The organism is Rahnella bonaserana, from assembly GCF_019049675.1.
GTDB classification, from domain to species: domain Bacteria; phylum Pseudomonadota; class Gammaproteobacteria; order Enterobacterales; family Enterobacteriaceae; genus Rahnella; species Rahnella bonaserana.
This window is the reverse complement of sequence record NZ_JAFMOW010000048.1, coordinates 1-22,354: the sequence shown is the minus strand read 5'-3', so window position 1 is coordinate 22,354 and position 22,354 is coordinate 1. Positions and strand designations below refer to the sequence as shown.

Annotated in this window: 15 protein-coding genes and 2 pseudogenes; 12 read left to right on the top strand and 5 right to left on the bottom strand. The window is 53.2% G+C overall.

The window, feature by feature from the left end:
- Positions 1 to 151 precede the first annotated feature (151 nt).
- The 4 genes from J1778_RS02280 (at position 152) to araC (ending at position 5,106) form a co-directional block, all read left to right on the top strand.
- Positions 152 to 1,138: an arabinose ABC transporter substrate-binding protein gene (locus J1778_RS02280; protein WP_112288541.1), complete on the top strand. Its 987-nt coding sequence runs from the start codon at positions 152 to 154 to the stop codon at positions 1,136 to 1,138.
- Between the two features lie 248 nt (positions 1,139 to 1,386).
- The gene (gene araG / locus J1778_RS02275) at positions 1,387 to 2,970 is read left to right on the top strand and encodes an L-arabinose ABC transporter ATP-binding protein AraG (RefSeq protein WP_238484531.1); all 1,584 of its coding nucleotides are present in this window, start codon (positions 1,387 to 1,389) and stop codon (positions 2,968 to 2,970) included.
- An 18-nt stretch (positions 2,971 to 2,988) separates the two neighbouring features.
- On the top strand, positions 2,989 to 3,993 hold the full coding sequence (araH, locus tag J1778_RS02270; RefSeq protein WP_217171803.1) for an L-arabinose ABC transporter permease AraH: 1,005 nt from the start codon (positions 2,989 to 2,991) through the stop codon (positions 3,991 to 3,993).
- A gap of 177 nt (positions 3,994 to 4,170) precedes the next feature.
- Positions 4,171 to 5,106, top strand: a complete 936-nt coding sequence (gene araC, locus J1778_RS02265; RefSeq protein WP_095922099.1) for an arabinose operon transcriptional regulator AraC — start codon at positions 4,171 to 4,173, stop codon at positions 5,104 to 5,106.
- Between the two features lie 44 nt (positions 5,107 to 5,150).
- Here the strand turns inward: araC and uxuA are convergent, their stop codons facing one another.
- On the bottom strand, positions 5,151 to 6,335 hold the full coding sequence (gene uxuA / locus J1778_RS02260) for a mannonate dehydratase (protein WP_217171802.1): 1,185 nt from the start codon (positions 6,333 to 6,335) through the stop codon (positions 5,151 to 5,153).
- Between the two features lie 197 nt (positions 6,336 to 6,532).
- On the opposite strand from uxuA, the gene J1778_RS02255 reads away from it, so the two are divergent.
- Positions 6,533 to 7,234 carry a FadR/GntR family transcriptional regulator gene (locus tag J1778_RS02255; protein WP_217171801.1) on the top strand — a complete coding sequence of 234 codons (702 nt, stop codon included), beginning with the start codon at positions 6,533 to 6,535 and terminating at the stop codon, positions 7,232 to 7,234.
- Positions 7,235 to 7,978: 744 nt separating this feature from the next.
- On the opposite strand, the gene bcsG is transcribed toward J1778_RS02255, so the two are convergent.
- Genes bcsG through bcsE form a run of 3 tightly spaced genes read right to left on the bottom strand, consistent with a single transcriptional unit; the run spans position 7,979 to position 11,459 of the window.
- Positions 7,979 to 9,625, bottom strand: a complete 1,647-nt coding sequence (bcsG, locus tag J1778_RS02250; RefSeq protein WP_217171800.1) for a cellulose biosynthesis protein BcsG — start codon at positions 9,623 to 9,625, stop codon at positions 7,979 to 7,981.
- Entirely contained in the window at positions 9,622 to 9,855 is a 234-nt protein-coding gene (gene bcsF / locus J1778_RS02245) for a cellulose biosynthesis protein BcsF (RefSeq protein ID WP_217171799.1), read from the bottom strand. The genes bcsG and bcsF overlap by 4 nt, the downstream gene beginning before the upstream one ends.
- Positions 9,856 to 9,860: 5 nt before the next feature.
- Positions 9,861 to 11,459, bottom strand: a complete 1,599-nt coding sequence (gene bcsE / locus J1778_RS02240; RefSeq protein WP_217171798.1) for a cellulose biosynthesis protein BcsE — start codon at positions 11,457 to 11,459, stop codon at positions 9,861 to 9,863.
- A 219-nt stretch (positions 11,460 to 11,678) separates the two neighbouring features.
- On the opposite strand from bcsE, the gene bcsR reads away from it, so the two are divergent.
- The 7 genes and pseudogenes from bcsR to J1778_RS24925 all read left to right on the top strand — a co-directional run bounded on the left by bcsR (position 11,679) and on the right by J1778_RS24925 (position 21,745).
- Positions 11,679 to 11,879, top strand: a complete 201-nt coding sequence (gene bcsR, locus J1778_RS02235) for a cellulose biosynthesis protein BcsR (protein ID WP_217171797.1) — start codon at positions 11,679 to 11,681, stop codon at positions 11,877 to 11,879.
- A 1-nt stretch (position 11,880) separates the two neighbouring features.
- Positions 11,881 to 12,606: a cellulose biosynthesis protein BcsQ gene (gene bcsQ, locus J1778_RS02230; RefSeq protein WP_217171796.1), complete on the top strand. Its 726-nt coding sequence runs from the start codon at positions 11,881 to 11,883 to the stop codon at positions 12,604 to 12,606.
- On the top strand, positions 12,603 to 15,215 hold the full coding sequence (gene bcsA, locus J1778_RS02225; protein WP_217171795.1) for a UDP-forming cellulose synthase catalytic subunit: 2,613 nt from the start codon (positions 12,603 to 12,605) through the stop codon (positions 15,213 to 15,215). The genes bcsQ and bcsA overlap by 4 nt, the downstream gene beginning before the upstream one ends.
- Complete coding sequence (gene bcsB, locus J1778_RS02220; RefSeq protein WP_217171794.1) at positions 15,215 to 17,584, top strand: cellulose biosynthesis cyclic di-GMP-binding regulatory protein BcsB; 2,370 nt, start codon at positions 15,215 to 15,217, stop codon at positions 17,582 to 17,584. The genes bcsA and bcsB overlap by 1 nt, the downstream gene beginning before the upstream one ends.
- A gap of 4 nt (positions 17,585 to 17,588) precedes the next feature.
- Positions 17,589 to 20,879, top strand: a complete 3,291-nt coding sequence (locus J1778_RS02215) for a cellulose synthase subunit BcsC-related outer membrane protein (protein ID WP_338019632.1) — start codon at positions 17,589 to 17,591, stop codon at positions 20,877 to 20,879.
- Between the two features lie 533 nt (positions 20,880 to 21,412).
- Positions 21,413 to 21,559, top strand: a pseudogene (locus tag J1778_RS02210) (Arm DNA-binding domain-containing protein); the annotation flags it as partial.
- A 12-nt stretch (positions 21,560 to 21,571) separates the two neighbouring features.
- On the top strand, positions 21,572 to 21,745 hold the full coding sequence (locus J1778_RS24925) for a tyrosine-type recombinase/integrase (protein ID WP_476655306.1): 174 nt from the start codon (positions 21,572 to 21,574) through the stop codon (positions 21,743 to 21,745).
- Positions 21,746 to 22,143: 398 nt separating this feature from the next.
- On the opposite strand, the pseudogene J1778_RS02205 reads toward J1778_RS24925, so the two are convergent.
- Positions 22,144 to 22,354, bottom strand: a pseudogene (locus J1778_RS02205) (hypothetical protein); the annotation flags it as partial.

The window sequence follows — 22,354 nt, the reverse complement described above, 5'->3', positions numbered from 1 at the left end:
CAGGAGAGTGTGACGTAAATTCGCTATATATCGGACTTCGCCGCACTTCACTTTGTTTCCTTACGCTACTGATAACGTTTTCATGAACGCGGCAAACCATCAGATTTGAGACTGCGATTGTGAAAAACAACAATAAAAGTCGGAGAACATCATGCATAAATTCACTAAGGCATTAGCGGCGGTCGGGTTAGCAGCCGTTATGTCACATTCAGCTATGGCAGCCGAAAATCCAAAGCTGGGTTTTCTGGTTAAACAGCCCGAAGAGCCGTGGTTCCAGACTGAATGGCGCTTTGCAGATAAAGCCGGTAAGGATCTGAACTTTGAGGTCATCAAAATTGCTGTACCGGATGGTGAAAAAACGCTGAATGCCATCGACAGTCTGGCGGCAAACGGTGCGAAAGGTTTTGTTATCTGTACGCCGGATCCGCGTCTGGGGCCAGCCATCATGGCGAAAGCGCGCAGCTATGACATGAAAGTTATCCAGGTAGATGACCAGTTTGTGAATGCCAAAGGCAAACCAATGGAAGAAGTGCCATTAGTAATGATGGCCGCGACCAAAATCGGTGAACGTCAGGGGCAGGAATTGTATAAAGAAATGCAAAAACGCGGCTGGAAAGTGGCAGATACCGGCGTGATGGCGATTACCGCTGATGAGCTGGACACTGCACGTCGCCGTACTTCCGGTTCTATGGATGCGCTGAAAGCTGCCGGTTTCCCGGAAAAACAAATTTATAAAGTCCCGACCAAATCTAACGATATCCCGGGCGCACTGGACGCCGGTAACTCCCTGTTAGTTCAGCATCCTGAAGTGAAAAACTGGCTGATTATCGGCATGAACGACAACACCGTTCTCGGTGGTGTGCGTGCAACAGAAGGCCAGGGCTTTAAAGCGGCTAACGTGATCGGCATCGGCATCAATGGTGTGGATGCGGTCAATGAGCTGTCAAAAAGCGCGCAAACCGGCTTCTACGGTTCCCTGTTACCGAGTCCGGATATCCACGGTTATAAAAGTATCCAGATGCTGAACGAATGGGTCACCAAAGGCGTTGAACCACCGAAATTCACCGAAGTGACTGATGTTGTCCTGATCACCCGCGACAACTTCAAAGAAGAGTTGAAGAAGAAAGGTCTTATGTGATCTTCAGATGTGGTTGAAACAAGCAATACCCCTAAATAATTCGAGTTGCAGGAAGGCGGCAAGTGAGCGAGTCCCGATGAGCTTACATAAGTAAGTGATTCGGGTGAGTAAGCGTAGCCAACGCATCTGCGACTTGAAGTATGAAGGGGAGAGACGCTGCTGCATGGCGGACGACAGGAAGTTTTACGAACTGTTTTCTGCTGTGCAGTGGCGTGCATTCAACTTTACTTAATTTCCAGGTAGCCACTATGACTCAGCAATCTTCAAACAAGACGCCTTTGCTGACACCGTCACTGACGGAGTTTGATGCGGCCACGCCGTATCTGGAATTCCATAACATTGGTAAAACTTTTCCGGGCGTGAAAGCGCTGGACGGGATTTCTTTCAATTGTTATGCCGGGCAGATCCATGCGCTGATGGGCGAAAATGGCGCGGGTAAATCGACGCTGCTGAAAATCCTCAGCGGTAACTATCAGCCTTCGCAGGGCAATATTCACATCAGAGGTCAGCAGGTCGCTTTCAATAACACCACCGATGCGCTCGATGCCGGTGTGGCGATTATTTATCAGGAATTACATCTGGTACCGGAAATGACGGTGGCTGAGAACATTTATCTCGGACAGTTGCCCAGCAAACACGGTTTTGTGAACCGCAAATTGCTGCGCTATGAAACCAAAATTCAGCTCGAACACCTCGGGCTGGATATCGATCCCGATACTCCGCTGAAATATCTTTCCATCGGTCAGTGGCAGATGGTGGAGATCGCCAAAGCGCTGGCGCGAAACGCCAAAATCATTGCATTTGATGAACCTACCAGTTCGCTTTCTGCCCGTGAAATCGAACAATTATTCCGTGTTATCCGCGAGTTACGCGCAGAAGGACGTGTGATTTTATATGTCTCACACCGAATGGAGGAGATATTCGCATTAAGTGACGCTGTCACTGTTTTCAAGGATGGCCGCTATGTGCGTACCTTTGACGACATGACGCAGGTGGATAACAGCAAGCTGGTGCAGGCGATGGTCGGCCGTAATCTGGACGACATTTACGGCTACGCGCCGCGTCCGCACGGCGAAGTACGTTTGCAGCTGGATCAGGTTAAAGCACCGGGCGTGAAAACACCGATCAGCCTGAGCGTGCGTCAGGGCGAGATCGTCGGTCTGTTCGGGCTGGTAGGCGCCGGTCGCAGTGAGCTGATGAAGGGATTATTCGGCGGCACGCGCGTCACTGGCGGCACACTGCGTCTCGACGGGAAGGTGCTGAACATCCGTAAACCGGCAGACGCAATCCGCCAGGGCATCATGCTGTGTCCGGAAGATCGCAAAGCCGACGGTATCATTCCTGTGCACTCGGTGCGCGACAATATCAACATCAGCGCCCGCCGGAAAACGGTGAAAGCGGGGTGCCTGATCAACAACGCCTGGGAAGTGAAAAATGCGCGTAAGCACATCGAAGCGCTGAACATCAAAACACCGAGCGATCAGCAGCTGATCATGAACCTTTCCGGCGGTAATCAGCAAAAAGCCATTTTGGGTCGCTGGTTGTCGGAAGACATGAAAGTCATCTTGCTCGACGAACCGACGCGCGGGATTGACGTTGGCGCCAAGCATGAAATTTACAACGTGATTTACTCACTGGCGAAACAGGGCATTGCGGTGCTGTTTGCGTCCAGTGATTTACCGGAAGTGCTGGGTCTGGCGGACAGAATTGTGGTGATGCGCGAAGGCGCTGTCTCCGGTGAACTGTCCCACGACGAAGCCACCGAAGAAAAAGCGCTGGGGCTCGCCATGTTGCGGACGCCAGACCTTGATTCTGCCCCTGACGCTGCCTGACTGAGGAGCAAAAATATTATGTCGAGTATGACAACCAATTCAGCCAAACCGGATCAACCTTCAGCCGCATCACGCAGCGGACAAGGTCTGATGCGTATCTGGGACAGTTACGGCATGTTAGTGGTGTTCGCCGTGCTGTTTCTCGCCTGTACCATTTTTGTGCCGAACTTCAGTTCTTTCATCAACATGAAAGGGCTGGGACTGGCCATTTCGATGTCCGGCATGGTGGCCTGCGGGATGCTGTTCTGTCTGGCTTCCGGTGACTTTGACTTATCTGTCGCGTCAGTGATTGCCTGTGCGGGGGTCACCACAGCGGTGGTCATCAACATGACCGAAAGCCTGTGGATTGGCGTCGCTGCCGGTTTACTGCTCGGAATGCTGACCGGTTTACTCAACGGTTTTGTTATCGCCCGTCTGAAAATTAACGCCCTGATCACCACGCTTGCCACCATGCAGATTGTGCGCGGTCTGGCGTACATCATTTCTGACGGTAAAGCGGTGGGTATCGAGGACGAACGTTTCTTCGCACTCGGTTACGCCAACTGGCTGGGACTGCCTGCGCCAATCTGGCTGACAGTCGGCTGTCTGATTATCTTTGGTCTGCTGCTGAACAAAACCACATTTGGCCGAAACACGCTGGCGATTGGCGGTAATGAAGATGCGGCGCGTCTGGCCGGTGTGCCGGTGGTGCGTACCAAAATCATCATCTTCGTGCTGTCTGGCCTGGTATCAGCGGCGGCGGGCATCATTCTGGCGTCGCGTATGACCAGCGGCCAGCCAATGACGTCGCTGGGCTTTGAGCTGATCGTCATCTCAGCCTGCGTGCTGGGTGGCGTTTCGCTGAAAGGCGGTATCGGTAAGATTTCCTACGTGGTATCGGGGATCCTGATCCTGGGGACAGTGGAGAATGCGATGAACCTGCTGAACATTTCTCCCTTCTCGCAGTATGTGGTACGTGGTCTGATCCTGCTGGCGGCGGTTATCTTCGACCGCTACAAACAGAAAGCTAAAAAGACGGTTTAAACCGGTTTTGTGATAACGCTTTCACAGCTTGTTACCTGCGGCATTTGACCATCTGACCGGTTAAATGCCGTAAAAACGCGTGGTTGTTCACAAAAAAGTAACAATTATTGGCAGCGTTTTCATCGACGATTAGAATAGATAAAAAGTCCATAGCCACGTGAAGTCTCGGGAGGTTCGATGTATCACCGTATGATTCAGGATCAGCAGCAAAATCCGCTGTTACCGGGTTACAGTTTCAACGCCTATCTGGTCGCCGGTATGACACCGATCCTTGCTGACGGGCCACTGGATTTCGCCATCGACCGTCCGGGCGGCATGAAAGGTTACATTCTTAACCTGACTGTCAAAGGGCAGGGTAAAGTCTTCGACGGCGAAGATACGTTCTACTGCAATCCTGGCGATCTGCTGTTATTCCCGCCGAAAGCCCGCCATCTCTACAGCCGTTCCGCTAACGCCGATTCCTGGTATCACCGCTGGGTATATTTCCGCCCGCGCGCCTACTGGGCAGACTGGCTGGAGTGGCACACCAAAACCCGCGACGTCGGGCGTCTTTCATTACCGAATAACACCTTATTACTGGAATTCGACCGTCTGTTTGCCAACATCGAGCAAACCCAAAAATCAGGTCGTCGTTTCTGTGAGGAGCTGGGGATGAATCTGCTGGAGCGCCTGCTGCTGCGCGCAATGGAAGAAGATCCGCAGAGTCCGCAAAAAATTATGGATCCACGCGTTATCGAAGCCTGCCAGTTCATTACCGGAAATCTGGCCGGAGAATTGCGCATTGATGAAGTGGCTCGCCACGTTTGCCTGTCACCATCACGGCTGGCCCATCTGTTCCGCGAGCAGGTGGGGATCAATATTCTGCGCTGGCGTGAAGATCAGCGGGTGATCCGCGCCAAGCTGCTGTTACAAACCACCCAGGAATCCATTGCGACGATTGGCCGCGTGGTGGGATACGACGATCAGTTATATTTCTCGCGGGTATTCCGCAAACGGGTAGGGGTGAGTCCAAGTGATTTTCGTCGCCGGAGTGTGGAGATCAACTATCCGGCCAAACCCTATAAATCACATCCGTGGCCGGAGCAGGAAAACGCCGTGGCGTATCATTTTTGATTTTTTGCTTTTCTCCTCCCCCTTCGCAGGGGGAGGAGAAAACATTACTCGCTAAAGAAGCTCTGTTTCAAAGCCCGCTCCACACCCCGCAGTTCCGCTAATCCGCGTAGGCGTCCAATCGCCGAATACCCCGGATTGGTTTTCTTATGCAAATCATCCAGCATCTGATGGCCGTGATCCGGACGCATCGGGATAGCGCGCAAATTACCTGCGCGGCGGCGGGTTTGCTCTTCGGTGAGAATTGCTTTGATGACCGCAACCATATCCACATCACCGTCGAGATGGTCGGCTTCATGGAAACTGCCCGGAACTTCTTCGCGCAGCGTGGCGCGCAGGTGGATGAAGTGAACGCGGTCGGCGTAATCGGTCATCATTTTCACCAGGTCGTTATCTTCACGCACGCCGTAAGAACCGGTGCAGAAGCAGAAACCGTTATGGATACTGTCGACGGTTTCTTTCAGCCACTGCATATCTTCAATGGTGGAGATAATGCGCGGCAGACCGAGGATAGGGCGCGGCGGATCATCCGGGTGAACCGCCAGACTTAATCCGCACTGCTCTGCCACTGGCACAATACTGCGCAAGAAGTGCGCCATGTTTTCACGCAGCCTGGCCTTATCAATCCCGTCGTAAGTCGCCAGACGCGCCCGGAACTGATCCAGCGTATAGCCTTCTTCTGCACCCGGCAGCCCGGCGATGATGTTAGACACAAGCTGATCTTTCTCGGCCTGCGTCATCGCTGCAAAATAGTCGGCTGCCTGTTTTTGCTCATCCGCGCTGTAATAAGATGTCGCGCCTTCACGTTTGAGCAAATGCAATTCAAATGCTGCGAAAGCGATATGGTCGAAGCGCAGGGCGCGTGAACCGTCCGGCAGCAAATAACCCAGATCGGTGCGTGTCCAGTCCAGAACCGGCATGAAGTTATAACAAACCGTATAAATGCCGCATTCCGCCAGATTACGAATAGATTGCTGATAGTTAGCAATGTGCTTTTCAACATCTCCGCTGCGGGTTTTGATTTCCTCATGCACCGGAATGCTTTCGACAACCGACCACACCAGACCTTTAGCTTCGATGATCGCCTTACGTTTTAGAATTTCTTCTACCGGCCAGACTTCACCGTTAGGAATATGGTGCAGGGCGGTGACCACGCCAGTTGCGCCAGCCTGACGCACATCATCAAGCGAAACCGGATCGTTCGGGCCGTACCAACGCCATGTCTGTTCCATGTGTTTTCCTTAAAATTGTTTACTGACTCTCTGAATGTAGTTGACGCATGGCCGGTGATAAGTTCAATCTTAATGCGCGGTCTGGTCAGGTGGTCTGCTGGTCAGGCCATCAGACCGGTATATGATTCAGTATCAAACCGATGATTAATGTGATCGGGATAACAGATCTGCGATTCAGCAAGAACACGGAGACAATAATGGAATTACCCACCCTGAAAGTTGAACGGCTGTATCGCCAGATTTCAAATGTACTGATTAACTGCATCAACACCGGGCAATTTGCGCCGGGGGCGATGATCCCGTCCGAGCGTGACCTTTCCAAACAGCTGGGCGTCAGCCGTTCTTCCATCCGCGAGGCGCTGATTGCGCTGGAGATTACCGGTTGGGTGGAAATCCGTACCGGCAATGGCGTCTACGTCAGTGACCCGCTGCCACAGGCAACGCCAGCCGCACAGCAGACGGTCAGTAATGAAGAAGAATTCAGCCTGCAGTCGCTGGTGAAAGCGCGTCAGGTTTATGAAGCGATGACGGCAGAACTGGCGGCGATTAACGGTACCGACGAGCAGCGGGTGAAGCTGAAAGAAATTGCCGATGAGCTAAATAAGCTTAATGCCAATAACGATGCTTTCCTCGAAGCTGACCGTCGGTTCCATCTGATGATCAGTGAAATGACCGGCAATGAAGTGCTGCACGATATGATGGGATACCTGTGGGATAAACGCCGTTCACGCCGGTTCATGCGCTTAGAAAGTCATTACACCGAAGTGGATTTTGCCCGTGAAATGAATGCCGATCATCAGGGGATTTTAGACGCGATTCTGGCGAAAGATGGCGCAGGGGCCAAAGCAAGAATGAGCCGGCATTTGCAGCATGTGTATGACCAGTTATTTGCAGAATGAGAGTGTCAATGCCGGACACAGGCGGCTTTTAAATTCAAAACCAACACCATCACCTTGGGTTGCCACCCAAACTGGCCTTAAGGTTAAGGTTAAGGTTAAGGTCAAGGTCGTGGGCGTCGGCCCACACCGACCAGAGACCCGGTAACGCGCGGGCCTCTGGACTCCGCGCTTTTTTCACTTCGCGCTATCGCTGGACACTATGTTTCAGGTGCCACTGCGACAGGCTGGAAATCTTGCCGCTGCGCGGTGCCTTCTCTCGGTCTTCGAGCCAAAGGTCTCGAAGCCGCTCCGTTCAGCAAGATTTCTGAACCGCCCTTGGCTTTTAAAAACAAAACAGAACAAGTAAGGTTGTGAAGTAAAGGCCTGAGGCCGGTTCCAAAATACCGCCGGACGAGAGGTGGAAAACCGCGTGTCTTTTTACGCGGGTTGCAACCCGAAGGGAGGGAACCGCGCAGCGGCGGGATTTTGCGGCTATCACTGTGGTACCTGAAACATAGCCAGCGAGCAGAGCGCGCAGTTAAAAAAACGCAGGATTCCAAAGGGTTTCGTTTAAAACCCTTTGGGCCAGTGTGGGCGGCGAGCCCACGGTCTTGACCTTAAGGCCAGTTTGGGTGGCAACCCAAGGTGTTGAACCTGACCTTGACCAAAGTCGGTGTGGGCCGACGCCCACGGTCTTGACCTTGAGGCCGTTTGGGTGGCAACCCAGGTTTTTGTTGGTGTGGGCGACGAGCCCACAAAATAGCATCAGCTCGGATACGGCACCCATCCCCCGCCATTCAGGCGAATATAGATTTTCCCCTGATATTCCATTACCACTGAGTTTTCATTTTCAGACACCAGCGGGGTTTGCGGCAGGTTCGACGCGAAGCTTTTCCAATCCATGGCCGGCGTGGTAAAGACTTTACCGTCGACCGCGCGGGCGACCATTTCTGAAATCGCCTGATAGCTGCTCTGACCGTCAATTTTCATCGGAGACGGCGCATGCGCTGCCTGCATACCAAAGAACTTCACACCGACCGGGATGTGAGTGATGCCCGGACTCGGGATATCACGCAGGCCGGAAATCTGCATCTTATCGCCCACCAGTGCCGCGCCATGTTCAGGTACCACCACCAGCATCACTTTACGACCCGATTTATCCAGCTGATCCATAAAGGTGTTTAGCTGATTAAGCAGCGTCTGTGCGCGGTTATGGTAGTCAGCCCCTTTATTGCTGCCCACGTAACGGTTGCCGTCATGCAGCGGGATCAGGTTGAAGAAGGTCGCGGTACGCGCGGTGCCGGCTTTTTCCTGATTCTCAAGCCAGCGGGAGAACAATTGTCCGTCGTTGAAAATCGGCGACCCGTCGAAAGAGGTCAGTTCATAACCCAGACCGGCCTGCGACATCAGCGGGGCTTTCATATCCGCATCATCACGCAGATTGCCGATGTAATTACCGAACACGCCGGTGTGATCCATCGCCAGCTGCGGGGTAAAGCCCAGACGCGCCAGATCGTCAAACAGATAACATTGCTGACCGGCTGGCTGATACAAATCGTGGTGTGATGGCTGGCCGCAACTCGCGCGCAGCAGGCGAATTGATGCCGGGCCGCTGTAAGCGGTAGCCGAGTTGAAATTGCTGAACACAAAATCAAAGCGCGACCACAACGGCGAATTCGAAAGATTCACCGCGTCCAGATCAGACCAGGCCAGCGAGCAGATATTGATCACCAGCAGATCGAAAGGCTGCGCGTCTGCAGGCAGGGCATCAGGAAACTTCGTCGCCTTGCGGCGTTCGTTTTGATAGAACTGATCGAGATACGCATTCAGATTGGCATTGGTCGGCGGACCGTTAACCGTATTGTCGGTACCGGATGGGGCCACTTGTGCCGGAGCCGCAGCGGTATTTTGCGCCACAACCGGTGCCGGTGAATGCGTAAACAACGGCATGATTACACCGCTGAGATTAACCCATAACAGGGCTGTCACGGTGAATGTCGTCAGGCGCAGCCACTGTGAAATAAACAGATAACCGACCAGCAGGGCAAAAGCGACCGCAATCCATTGCCAGTTAATGAAGCGATCGGCCAGTTCAAGCAGATAACTGACACTGAAACCTGCGACGTCTGCTCCCTGATTTACAATGGAACGCCAGCCCGGCAGCCACGTATCGTGATAAAGCAGTGCAAGGCCGAACGGCAGGGCAACCCATTGTCGCCAGCGATGCAGGCGAAGGGAGCGTAGCGGGAATAACAATACCGCGGCAAAGACCAGGTTGCTTAATGCGTCAAAATTGAGATAACCCTGTGAAAGCAGAACAAATTTCAATAAGAAATAGTAGTTCCATGCGCCAAGTCCACGCCAGGATTGCCAGATCCGCAAACGCGGAGAAGAGGAGTGCGATTCGTTCATAATGAAGTTTTGGATTTCCCTGTAGCCGCAGAATTTTCAGGCAAAGTTGCGGAGCCTTTGCGGATCTTATTGATGCTGCTGATGGTTATGGGGGTTAAATAACGCGGTGAAAGAAATCGCGTCGCAAAGCGGTTTTTCCAGTGCGGCAAACGGCTGCGCAGGGCATATCCCAGCGGGATAAAAACCACCGCCGCCAGAATGAAAATTTCGATAATATCCTGAATGTCCATTTCTCTTACTCCGGCGTGTTAATAACTGGTGTATCGCTCACGGCCAGCGTGATGGGAACGGGCTGATGAACCTGCGCACGTTTCAAAGGTTCTGCTTTATGCGCCACATAAGGCTGTGCTTCTGACACCGGATTTGCCATCGGGGGTTTGGCGGCCAGACGGCGAACTTGTGTCTGAATATCCAGTTCGTGACTCCAGAAAGTCTGACTGCTGAAGACTTCTTTCACCGGCAGATTAAACAGGAAAGCCAATACGTTTTCGACATCGCTGACCTGACAGTTCGACAGGAACAAATACAGATGGCGGTCTGTCACGGTCAGAATATCGCCGTCGCGGCGCAGGGAACAAAGCGACATTGCCTGCTGCGGGCTGATCCCGGCGGCAGGGCGCAGTGAAATTAAAATCCCGCGTGATTCGGTTGCCAGCGCGGCGTGATCCCAGATATCGCGCATCACGTCGCAAAACACTGGCAGCGGCAGATATCCCTTATGATGCGTAGGCAAACGGCTGTCCAGCAACACCTCGATGTCCTGCGGCACATGACGGGTAAACGTCAGATTTTGCAGATCATCCAGTAAGGTCAGAAAGTTTGAAAGGCGTGCAGCGTGAGGCACGACCAGATTGGCACCGCAGGCCTGCAACAGACGCTGATCGACATAGCGCAGGGAAGAATTCATCTCACGCACAACAATTTTTAACCCATTGCCGCGCTGAATGCGCAAAAGGTGAATCTGCCGTGCGAGCACTTCCACTTCATCGTTACCCGCCAGCGCAAAAATAACCGTGGCAGAACGGGCGTGCGTGGCTCTTTCGGTCAGCGCGTCGTTGCCGTCGAAAAGGAACCAGCGTTCGGAAAGTGCAGGCGCTCCTTCAAGCACTGATCGCTCTGCCAGCAACATCCATTGATCATCACCGGTTTGAGCTGAGCCTGAAGAAGCGGCGTCTTTCTGGATCGCCCAGCCGTTACCGCGCGGGATAACCGGATAAAGCGTATTGGCTTCAGCACCCAGAGGGTCATGCCACCAGGAGATGCCCCACTGGTTCGGGTTCACATCGGTTTTTAAATCAGCAAGGCCGTATATATTCCGGTGGGATGAATGTAAGCGGGATTTCACCGCATTAATGCCATCGCCGTAGCAGATAATAAGCAGTGTTGCCCCTTTACTATTAGCGCCTGACTGAATTTCACTCAGCCAGCGGGAAAGTTTTTTATCTTTTACGTCCTGACAGCGCACGGCAGGAAGTAATAAAATCATTAAAGAAGCAGGGGGAATAGACAGACGATTAATATCGGCGGGCAACCCCAGAAACGCTTTTTTGCCATCGGCGAGTTGATAATAAAACGTTTGCTTCGGGTATTTATGCAAATGGGTGATAAGGATATTGTCATCCGTTAGTCTGTTTTCATCAACAGAACAAATTAAATTGTGCTGTGGAAAAAACAGGCTGACAGAAACTTCTCCCCGCTGAGCCTCAAGTGCCTGACCACTCAGACGATACGCCGCTTCCTGGCTGTCGGTGTTAACCCAGTAAAGCCCCTGAGCCTGCATCTGGCCTAAACCATTCCAGAATTGCTTCATGCCCAATGAAAAGGAGAGTGCCATATAGTTAATCTGCTTCTGTTTGGTTTTGATTAAAAGCCAGTTTTGATTAAAAGTCTGCTGGGACACAATGATAAATGTGAGTATAATAAATTCTATCATTGCTACATTAAATAATCATAATTCTTCACAATAATGTTTGATACTAAAATGCCTATTCACGCCTGGCAATTTTGCTAGTGCTGAAGTATCAGCCTTTGGATTGAAGCAGGGAGAGGAACGGTGGCGGCCAATATTGCAGACTCAGAAGAATCCGAACCGTCCAGAGATGACGATTTTTATGCACTGAGTCACCTTTTTTCCTTGTCAGAATTACATTACGTCGATATAGCCCGTAAAGAAAAAATTCCGCAACTAATGTCCCGCTGGCCATTACTGGCTGAGTTGGCGCAATTCGCCGAACACGGCGCGGAGAAGAAATAGTATGGCTGTCATCGCGTTACAGGGGTTTCGTGGCGGTACCGGCACCACCTCGGTGACCGCCGCACTGGCCTGGGGGCTCGCGCAACTGAATGAAAAAGTTCTGGTGATCGACTTTTCGCCGGAAAATGTGCTGCGTTTGCATTTTGGTATGCCTTTCGCTCAGGCACGTGGCTGGTGCTGCGCGCACAAAGCCGGAGAAGCCTGGCAAAAATCAGCGATGCGTTATCATGCCCGTCTCGACTTTCTGCCTTACGGTCATGTTTCAGGTGAAGATGTCAGTGAGGCTGATTTCGACTGGCAAAAAGCGCTCACGCAGCTTAAAAATACCGGCGTTTACGACTGGATCCTGATTGATTCTCCGGCGGCTGATCCTCTGCCTGCGCAGTCACTGGCCGACAGCACTGTGGTGCTTTTGCACGCCGATACCCAGTCTCACCTTCGTTTACACCAGCACGCCTTAGCGCCAAATGGTCGCTATCTGCTTAATCAGTTCGTTCCTTCCAGCCAGTTGCAGCAAGATATTCTGTTGTTATGGCAGGAAACTCTCCCGGCATTGATCCCGGTGATTTTACATCGTGATGAAGCCATGGCGGAATCGCTGGCGGCGAAACAACCGGTCGGGGAATGGAAAGATAACAGCAAGATTGCCCGTGAAATAAATACGCTGGCGAACTGGTTCCTGCTCAATCTTCGTCAGCCGCAAGCGTTGCGGAGCCCGGCAAAATGAACGGCCTGTTGAACGTGTTTTTTGTCCCGCCCGTTATGCAGGAATTGCAGCACCGTTACCGCCTTTACCGGCAGGCAAACTCGTCGCGTATTGCTTCCGGCATGATGATTCTCTGTGTGGCGATCTGCTGGCTGTTTCTGCGTTTTGAATCGCCAGCCTGGCAGCGTGTCGGCGCGCAGAGAACCCGCTGGTATCCGCAAATTTCGCCTTGGCGCGTGTGTATCGCCGATCCCCTGCGTTATCTCGTTCAAAGCCTGTGGTTGCTGATCATTATTCCCGCAGGAAAAACCCGCGGGGGCATCGTTTACACTCAGTGGCCGCAACGACTGCGAAACAGGATCCATCTCTGGCTGGAATCGTTGCCAAAACGGGTAACACACAGCCCGATGGAAACGCATATCACACGTCGTCTCGGAAAAATGAACCGCGCCGTAAGGCGCGTTCTGATGCTGATGGCGGGGCTGGTGGCCTTTACACTGGCCATGTTCTGCATTTCCCAGCCATTTGGGTATATCGCCCAGTTTATTTTTGTGGTGCTCCTGTGGAGCATTGCGATGATTATCCGGCACATTCCGGGGCGTTTCCCGGCGCTGATGATGATTGTCTTATCGCTGACCATTTCCTGCCGCTATTTATGGTGGCGCTACACCTCGACCCTGAACTGGGATGATCCGCTGAGCCTGATCTGCGGTTTACTGCTGCTGGGGGCGGAAACCTATTCCTGGACCGTGCTGGTGCTCGGTTATATCCAGACCATCTGGCCGCTTAATCGTAAACCTGTGCCGATGCCTGAGGATGTCTCGACCTGGCCGACGGTTGATCTGATGATCCCAACCTACAACGAAGATCTCAGCGTGGTGAAACCGACGTTGTATGCGGCGCTCGGGCTGGACTGGCCCCGTGAAAAACTCACCATTTACCTGCTTGATGACGGCAACCGTCAGGAGTTCGCGGATTTTGCCCACGAAATTGGTATCAAATATATTGCGCGTGAAACGCATGAGCACGCTAAAGCCGGTAACATCAATAACGCGCTGAAACAGGCTAAAAGTGAGCTGGTGGCGATTTTTGATTGCGACCACGTGCCGACCCGTTCTTTCCTGCAACTGACCGTCGGCTGGTTCTTTAAAGATAAGAAACTCAGCATGATGCAGACGCCGCATCACTTTTTCTCGCCGGATCCGTTTGAACGCAACCTCGGACGTATGCGCCGCACGCCGAACGAAAATGAACTGTTTTACGGACTGGTACAGGATGGCAACGACCTGTGGGATGCCAGCTTCTTCTGCGGTTCCTGCGCTGTGTTACGTCGTGATGTGCTTGATGAAATCGGGGGTATTGCGGTGGAAACCGTGACCGAAGATGCCCACACTTCGCTGCGTATGCACCGCCACGGCTACAGCTCGGCGTATATCCGTATTCCGCAGGCTGCGGGGCTGGCGACCGAAAGTCTTTCCGCCCACGTCAGTCAGCGTATCCGCTGGGCGCGCGGGATGGTGCAGATCTTCCGTCTCGATAATCCTCTGTTTGGCAAAGGGCTGAAACTGGCGCAACGGCTGTGTTATGCCAACGCCATGATGCACTTTCTGGCAGGGATCCCCCGGCTTATCTTCCTGACCGCGCCGCTGGCGTTTTTGTTGTTACACGCCTACATCATTTATGCACCGGCGATCGCGATAGCGCTCTATGTCCTGCCGCACATGATCCATGCCAGCCTGACCAACTCCCGCGTTCAGGGCAAATACCGCCATTCCTTCTGGAATGAAATCTACGAAACCGTGCTGGCGTGGTATATCGCCAGGCCAACCACGGTGGCGCTGTTTAATCCGCATGCCGGTAAATTTAACGTCACCGCCAAAGGTGGCCTGAATAAGCACGCTTACGTTGACTGGAAAATCAGCCGCCCTTATCAGATCCTGATGCTGCTTAATCTGGCCGGTTTATTCTTCGGCATTTACCGCGTTATTTATGGTCGCCCGGATGAAATCCTGACCGTGCTGGTGAGTATGGCGTGGGTAATTTACAACATGATCATTCTCGGCGGGGCGATTGCCGTGGCGTTTGAATCGAAACAGGTGCGCCAGGCGCACCGTGTTGAAGCCAGAATGCCTGCGTCGCTGATAAAACCGGACGGCCACATTTACGTCTGTACCGTACAGGATTACTCGGACAACGGCGTCGGGCTGGAAACAGAAAGCGCCAGCCAGTTTAAAGCCGGTGACAATGTCACGTTATTACTGCGCCGCGGTCAGCAGGAATACACTTTCCCGATGCAAATCAGCCGTGTGTTTGGCACCAGCATGGGAATGCAGCTTCTGCCACTCACCACGCAACAACATATTGATTTCATTCAATGTACTTTTGCCCGTGCAGACAGCTGGGTATTACGCGAAGACAGTTTCCCTGAGGACAAACCTATGGAAAGCCTGCGCGAAGTGCTGGGTCTGGGGATCCGCGGCTACCTGCGGATGCTGGATATTGCGCCGCAACGTTTCCGTCCGCTGACCTCCCGCACCCGGTCATTTGGCGGCTGGCTGCTGTCTTTTGCGCCGCGAAATCCGCCACTGTCCGTTCAGCCTGATGAACCCAACCTGATGATGACGAAATAATGAAAAGACTCCCTCTAACAATTTTGATGGCATCCGCCCTGATGTCATTGGCGATGGGTTCAGCGGTGCCGGCTTTCAGTGCGCCAGCACCAGCCGGTTCAGGCAATCAGCCAGTTCCTGCCGTCTCTGCGGACAATATGACGCCACCGGCTCAGACGCAGGCGACGTTACCGGTGGTCGCACCGGCGGTGGATCCGATGATCATTCCGGGCGCGCCGGTGCGCAATATCACGCTGCCATTTGCGGATGTCGCGCCGACGCCGGGTGCGATTACCCTGCGCGGCATTCAGCCTAACGGTCAGATTGAATTCGGTGTGCGCAGTGATGAAGTGGTGACACAGGCGATGCTGAACCTGGAATTCACACCGTCGCCGTCGCTGATCCCGGTACAGTCGCATCTCAAGGTATATCTCAATGACCAGCTGATGGGCGTTGAAGTGATCGACAAAGACCAGCTTGGCAAGAAAAACCACTTACAGATGGCGATTGATCCGCGCTATGTCACGGACTTCAACCGCATCCGCCTGGAGTTTATCGGCCATTATCAGAATGTCTGTGAAAACCCGGCCAATACCACATTGTGGCTGGAAATAGGCAAGGGCAGCTCTCTCAGTCTGCAATACCAAAAATTGCCGCTGAGCAACGATCTGGCGCATTTCCCGGTGCCGTTCTTTGATGCGCGTGACAGTCGTCCGCTGGATTTACCGATGGTATTTGCCGCGTCGCCGGACGCCACCCAGCAGCAGGCGGCGGCGATTCTCGCCTCCTGGTTCGGGACCAAAGCGCAGTGGCGCGGTCAGTCGTTCCCGGCGCTGTATAACCAGCTGCCGGACAGTCATGCCATTGTCTTCGCCACCAACGACAAGCGCCCGGATTTCCTCAAAGGGTTGCCGCCGGTGAAAGGGCCGGTGGTGCAGATGGTCAGCCGCCCGGATAATCCCTATGTCAAAATGCTGCTGATTTTAGGGCGTGACGATAAGGATTTACTCACGGCGGTAAGAGGCATCGCGCAGGGGAATATTCTGTTCCGTGGCGAAACCATCGGCGTGGATAATGTTGACCAGATCCAGCCGCGTCAGCCGTACGATGCGCCAAACTGGGTGCGCACCGATCGCCCGATGAATTTTGGCGAACTGAAACAGTACGCCGAACAGTTGCAGTCGGACGGTATTCAGCCAAACCCGATTACGCTCAATATCAATCTGCCGCCGGATCTGTTCCTTATCAACAGTAACGGTATCGATATGCGGCTGAAATATCGCTATACGTCGCCGCAGCTGAAAAATACTTCGCGCCTGAGCATCAGCCTGAATAACCAGTTTGTGCAGGACCTGACCCTGAAAACCGGTCACGATCAGGATTCACAACTGCTGCGTCTTTCCCTGTTACAGGGGTTACTGGATGGCAGCAAAGATCTGAACATTCCGGCGCTGAAATTGGGTGCCGTAAACCAGATGCGCTTTGATTTCGACTACACCTCGTTGCTGGCCAGCGGCACAGAAGGTCGCTGCGAAACCTACACCACGGTGCCTAATCATGTGGTGATTGACGACAGTTCGACCATCGACTTCTCCGGTTATCGTCACTTTATGGCGATGCCGGATTTGCGTGCGTTCGCTAATGCCGGTTTCCCGTTCAGCCGCATGGCCGATTTGTCCCAGACGCTGGTGCTGGTTCAGCCGCAACCGCAGCCGGTTCAGCTGACTACGCTGCTTAATGCGATGGGCAATATCGGCGCGCTGACCGGTTATCCGGCGCTGGGCGTCGGACTGACCGAAGATACCGCGAAAGCCAAATCGACCGATGCGGATTTACTGGTGATCGGCAGTCTGCCGGAAGGTCTGCGTGACGACAGTATGCGCGATGATAAAAAAGCCAATCTGCTGATCACTGCCGCGCGGGACGTGGTGAATACGCCAATCCGCCAGACTCCGCTGCCGGACAATACGTCGCCGGCGAGCGATGCTCAGGTCGATACCCGTTCGCAAATCACTTCTCAGGGCCCGATCGCCGCGGTAGTCGGTATGCAGTCACCGTATTTTGACCAGCGCAGCGTCGTGGCGCTGATGGCCAACAGCCCGAAAGGCTTTGAAATGCTCAACACATCAATGCAGGACACCAAACAGCGCGCGCAGGTCTTTGGATCGGTCAGCGTGGTGCGTGATTCAGGCGTCACCAGTCTGAGAGTGGGCGACACTTATTACGTCGGCCATCTGCCTTGGTGGGAGCGCGTGTGGAATGCGCTGGCTACCCATCCGGTTCTGCTGGCGGTGATGGCGGTGATCGTGGTGCTGCTGGCTGCGATTCTGTTGTGGACCGGCCTGCGTTCTCTGGCGCGTCGTCGTCTGTCTGATGATGATCAGGAATAAGCACGTGAACACCTGTCCCAAAGTGCATTTTCCTCTTAACCGGCTGGCCCTGACGTTAGGGCTGGCTCTGCTGGCTGCGCCTGCAATTTCAGTGCCGGTGGTTTCTCCCGAACAGTGGCTGCTGGAGCAGGTGCGGGTCGGGGAGGCCAGCCATCAGGATGATTTAGTGCGTCAGTCGCTTTTCCGCCTGGAACTGATGGATCCGCAGAACCCTAAGGTACTGTCGGCCCGTTTGCGTTTGCTTTTGCGTGAAGGCGATCAGGGCAAAGCGCAGCAGCAACTGGAAAAAATCAAACAGGTGGCGCCCGGCTCTGACGATTACCGGCAGGCAGAACTCAGCCTGAAAATCGCCTCGCCGGAAATGCAGCAAAAGCTGCAACAGACGCGTCTGCTGGCGACGGCAGGGCGGCTGGATGAAGCCAGAGCGCAGTACGACGAACTTTTTGGCGGTGAGCCACCAACGCTGGATCTGGCCGTTGAATACTGGCAACTGGTCGCCCGCCTTCCGGGGCAAAAAGCCCGTGCTCAGGCGCAGCTTCAGGCGCTGAATAATCAGTATCCGGGCGATGTTCAGCTTCGCCTGCAACTGGCGCAGATGGCCTTTGAGCAGGGTGATGACGCCAGAGCAGTGGGGCTGATCAAACAGGTTGCTGCCACCAACGAAGGGCGTTCTCCCGCCGCCGATTTATGGCTGGCACGCATTAAAGACCAGCCGGTGGGTAATGCCAGCGTCGATGCCCTGCAACAGTTTATCGCCACGTTTGACACAGGGCCGCAGGTGATTGCGGCGCAGCAGGAACTCCGGCGTCAGGAAGGGTTACTGGCCGATCCGCGTTATCAGGCACGTATCCGCGGTCTGGCGCAAATCGACAAAGGTGGCTCCACCGGCGCAATCGCATCGCTTAAACAGGCTTTACAGGCCACGCCCAATGATGCCGAAGTGCTTGGCGCGATGGGGCTGGCCTATTCCCGCGCCGGTAACCGCCAGCAGGCACTGACGATGTTCCAGCGGGCTAAAGCCGCAGAAACTGACGGCTATAACGCCGGAAAATGGAACAGCCTGATCCAGACCAACAGCTACTGGCTGAAAATCGAACAGGGCGACAAGGCACTGAAGGCCGGTCAGTTCGATCAGGCCGAAGCGGCTTATCAGCAGGCGCAGCGCCTCGATCCGCGCGACCCGTGGGCGCCTGTCGGGCTGGGCGATGTGGCGGTAGCGCGTAAAAACGATCCGCAGGCAGAACAGGCTTATCGCCGTGCGCTGACGCTTGAGCGTGATAACAGCAGCGCCCAGCGCGGACTGGCTAACATTTATCAGCGACAGTCGCCGCAAAAAGCCCTCGATTACATCAATTCATTACCGGCGGCATCGCGGGCAAAACTCAGTGATAAACAACGCGGCTTGCAAACCGACCAGCTTACCGCTCAGGCAGAGAAATATGTCGCTGAACGTAACTGGAATCAGGCAGCGAACCGCTACGCCGAAGTGCTGAAACTTAATCCGGATGATGTCTGGACGACGTATCACTACGCCGGTGCCCTGCGTGAAGGGGGCGACCCGGCCAAAGCCGACGCTGTTTTCGCACAGTTTGCAGTGAAGCATCCTTCCGATGCGCAGCAGGTTTACGCTTATTCACTGTATCTCTCCGGTTCAGACCGCAATGATGCCGCACTGCGACATCTGCACACTTTGCCGGAGGCCAGATGGGACAACAACATGCGCGAAATGGCGCAGCGTATCCGGCTGGACAAAACGCTCACCGCAATTGATCCCTCGCTGGCTGCGGGAAATACCGCGCAGGCGAAACAGGAATTGCAGCAGGCCAGTCTTCAGGGACTGAGCCTCAATCAGCAGCGTCGTGTGGCGATGGCGCGGCTGGATGTCGGTGAAACCAGCAGAGCGGCTTCGTTGTTACAACCACTGAAAGCTGCCGCCGCGTCACAACCCGCCGGGCAGGACAAGGCGCTGATTTATCGCAATGCTGCCAATGTCGAACAACAGATCGGTCAGCCGCAGCTGGCACGACAGGATTACGAACAGGCGATGGTCGCCAGCGGCATCACCAATAAAGTGCCGCAGGACAACGACAGTTATACGCGCCTGATGCGCAACAATTCTGGCGATGACTGGCTCAAACGCGGCATCCGTTCCGATGCGCATGATTTATACCGCCAGCAGGACGTGAATTTTACTGTGGATACTGATTCCTGGACCTCAAGCGGAACGCCGGGTAAATCAGATCTCACCGCGAATACCACGATGTTCCAGGCCGATATGTCGCTTTATCAGGGACGCGGATTCCTGCGCGCCGACTGGGTGCGAATGGATGCCGGAACGTTCGACAATGAAAACGGTAACTATGAGGCGAGCTTCGGCACATGTAGTGATCAGAACTGCCGCAGTTACCGCAGCCAGACAGCTAATGGCCTCAGCCTGGGCGCGGGCTGGGAAAATGACAAATGGAAAGGGGATCTGGGTACCACGCCGCTCGGTTTTCCGGTGGTCAACTGGGTCGGCGGACTGGCGTACAGCGGCGACTGGGGCCAGACTGGCTGGACGACAACCGTCTCGCGGCGTCCGGTCTCCAGCTCGTTACTGTCCTTTGCCGGCGCAAAAGATCCGGGCACAGGCACCACCTGGGGGGGCGTTATCGCTACCGGCGGCAGTCTTGGTTTAAGTTACGACCAGGGTCTGGCAAACGGTGTCTGGGCTGACCTGAGCGCGCATCAGCTGACGGGTAAAAATGTTGAAGACAACACCCGTGAGCGTCTGATGGGCGGTTATTACTACAAGGTCATCAATGAGGATAACCGCCGGGCGACCGTCGGTCTGAGTTCGATGGTCTGGCATTACCAGAAAGATCTCAGCGGTTATACGCTGGGACAGGGCGGTTATTACAGCCCGCAGCAATATTTCTCGGTTTCCGTGCCGGTCAATTATCGCCAGCGCACTGAGAACTGGTCCTGGCAGTTGGGCGGGTCGGTATCCTGGTCGCGTTCTTCGACCAGTGATCAAAAGCGTTATCCAATACAAAACCTGATCCCGGATTCGTTACCGGATAAGAGCGCTATCGAAACCGGCAGCAGCGGTTCTGGCTTCGGGTATACCGTGCAGGCACTGGTGGAGCGCCGTGTCAGCGCCCACTGGACGGTCGGTGGGGGTATCGATATACAGCAAGCGAAAGATTACACGCCAAGCCATTTCCTGCTGTACGCGAGATACTCGATGAGCGGCTGGCAAGGGGATCTGGATATGCCGCCGCAGCCGTTAGTACCATATGCGGACTTTAAGTAATGCCAGACCGGGCATTTGGGTAGTTTTTCGCTTACAGCGAAAGCGGGATCGATAAAATTTCGGTTTCTCAATACCAGTGATCACTTATCGCGCTGCGCCGAAACCGCCCAAAAGGGCCATGACGGGCCCCTCTTGGATCTCCCTCGTCTTAAACTGCGCGCTAAAGCAGAAAGACGGACAACTCCCTACCCTGCGAAGGGGAGGATTGGAGTGGGGTATTAAGGTCAAAAACTAAAACCTGAAGTTCACTCTTACCCGGTTTTAGCCCTTAAAACCCCCTCCCAGCCTCTCCCTTCGCTGGGGGGGATATCACACTTTCGGGCCATTGCGCACCATTGCATAATGTTTATAACTCATTGTTTATAAGGTTATTTAGTGTTGCTTGCGCTGGCGTGCAATTGTTAGGCAGCGCACATCAAACCGGATATAAAACAGGATATCAACTTACTCAAAAGGATATCCGAATCATGCCGATCACAGACACTAAAGCCCGTACCGCAACAGCAAAAGAGAAAGCCTAAAAGCTACAGGACGGAAACGGATTGTATCTTGAAGTGCGTCCGACCGGCTCAAAAATCTGGCGTTACCGCTACTGGAAGGCAGACGGCAAAGACGGCATTTTTACAATCGGCAAATACCCGTCTGTAACGCTCGCAGAAGCCCGCAAATCTAAAGATTAGGCATCTATTCAAGTGAGCAAAGGATTGAACCCGACAGACGCAGTGAAAGCTGTAGAAGCAGAGAACACCTTTAAAACCATAGCTGAGGAATGGTTAAAACAGAAGTCACGTAAAAACGCCGAAAAGACAATGAAAAACAAGGAAGGGATTTTAAGATATCATGCCTTATCCTGCGTTTGGTTCTAAACCGGTCAAAGATATAAAGCCGATAGATGTTCTCAGAGTTATGCAGAAATTAGAAAATGCGGGAAATTTATTTACAGCGATCCACTAACAGCAATATTGCAGCAACGTTTCAAAAGGATACAGTTTTAATTATAATTCAATTACAAATTTCAAGTGTAAGCGGTTAACGTAATTATTATTTGAAATCATCATGCATTGTTCGGGGGATCATGAGCGAACATTAAAATGTGTGCTGCGTCATGTTTTGCAGATAAGTAAATATGCATAATTATATGACTACCGAGCAAGTAGTTTAAAAGTTTATGTAACGTCTTATACTGCCGAGCAGGCAGCAGTAGTGAAAAAGGTGCGGAGTGATTCCACACCTTTTTCTTTAAAGATACCTTCATCTTTTTTCATCAAAACAAATAATAATGAGCAATTAAGAAAATGAAGATAATTGCGGATATTATAATCAAATAAACTTCAATCATTCCCCATAATTTAAATTTACTTGTATTTATAAAATCATGCCAAAAATAAAAATCCTTTTTGATCATACGATTTTCTTTCCGTAACAGGAGTGGGAAGTAAACATAGGATATTTTTTCAACTGGGATACTTATATAT

What these genes read in the sequence shown, in the direction of transcription:
- J1778_RS02280 (WP_112288541.1), top strand. Translation starts at nt 152, where the DNA reads ATGCATAAATTCACTAAGGCATTAGCGGCGGTCGGGTTAGCAGCCGTT.
- araG (WP_238484531.1), top strand. Translation starts at nt 1,387, where the DNA reads ATGACTCAGCAATCTTCAAACAAGACGCCTTTGCTGACACCGTCACTG.
- araH (WP_217171803.1), top strand. Translation starts at nt 2,989, where the DNA reads ATGTCGAGTATGACAACCAATTCAGCCAAACCGGATCAACCTTCAGCC.
- araC (WP_095922099.1), top strand. Translation starts at nt 4,171, where the DNA reads ATGTATCACCGTATGATTCAGGATCAGCAGCAAAATCCGCTGTTACCG.
- uxuA (WP_217171802.1), bottom strand. Translation starts at nt 6,335, where the DNA reads ATGGAACAGACATGGCGTTGGTACGGCCCGAACGATCCGGTTTCGCTT.
- J1778_RS02255 (WP_217171801.1), top strand. Translation starts at nt 6,533, where the DNA reads ATGGAATTACCCACCCTGAAAGTTGAACGGCTGTATCGCCAGATTTCA.
- bcsG (WP_217171800.1), bottom strand. Translation starts at nt 9,625, where the DNA reads ATGAACGAATCGCACTCCTCTTCTCCGCGTTTGCGGATCTGGCAATCC.
- bcsF (WP_217171799.1), bottom strand. Translation starts at nt 9,855, where the DNA reads ATGGACATTCAGGATATTATCGAAATTTTCATTCTGGCGGCGGTGGTT.
- bcsE (WP_217171798.1), bottom strand. Translation starts at nt 11,459, where the DNA reads ATGGCACTCTCCTTTTCATTGGGCATGAAGCAATTCTGGAATGGTTTA.
- bcsQ (WP_217171796.1), top strand. Translation starts at nt 11,881, where the DNA reads ATGGCTGTCATCGCGTTACAGGGGTTTCGTGGCGGTACCGGCACCACC.
- bcsA (WP_217171795.1), top strand. Translation starts at nt 12,603, where the DNA reads ATGAACGGCCTGTTGAACGTGTTTTTTGTCCCGCCCGTTATGCAGGAA.
- bcsB (WP_217171794.1), top strand. Translation starts at nt 15,215, where the DNA reads ATGAAAAGACTCCCTCTAACAATTTTGATGGCATCCGCCCTGATGTCA.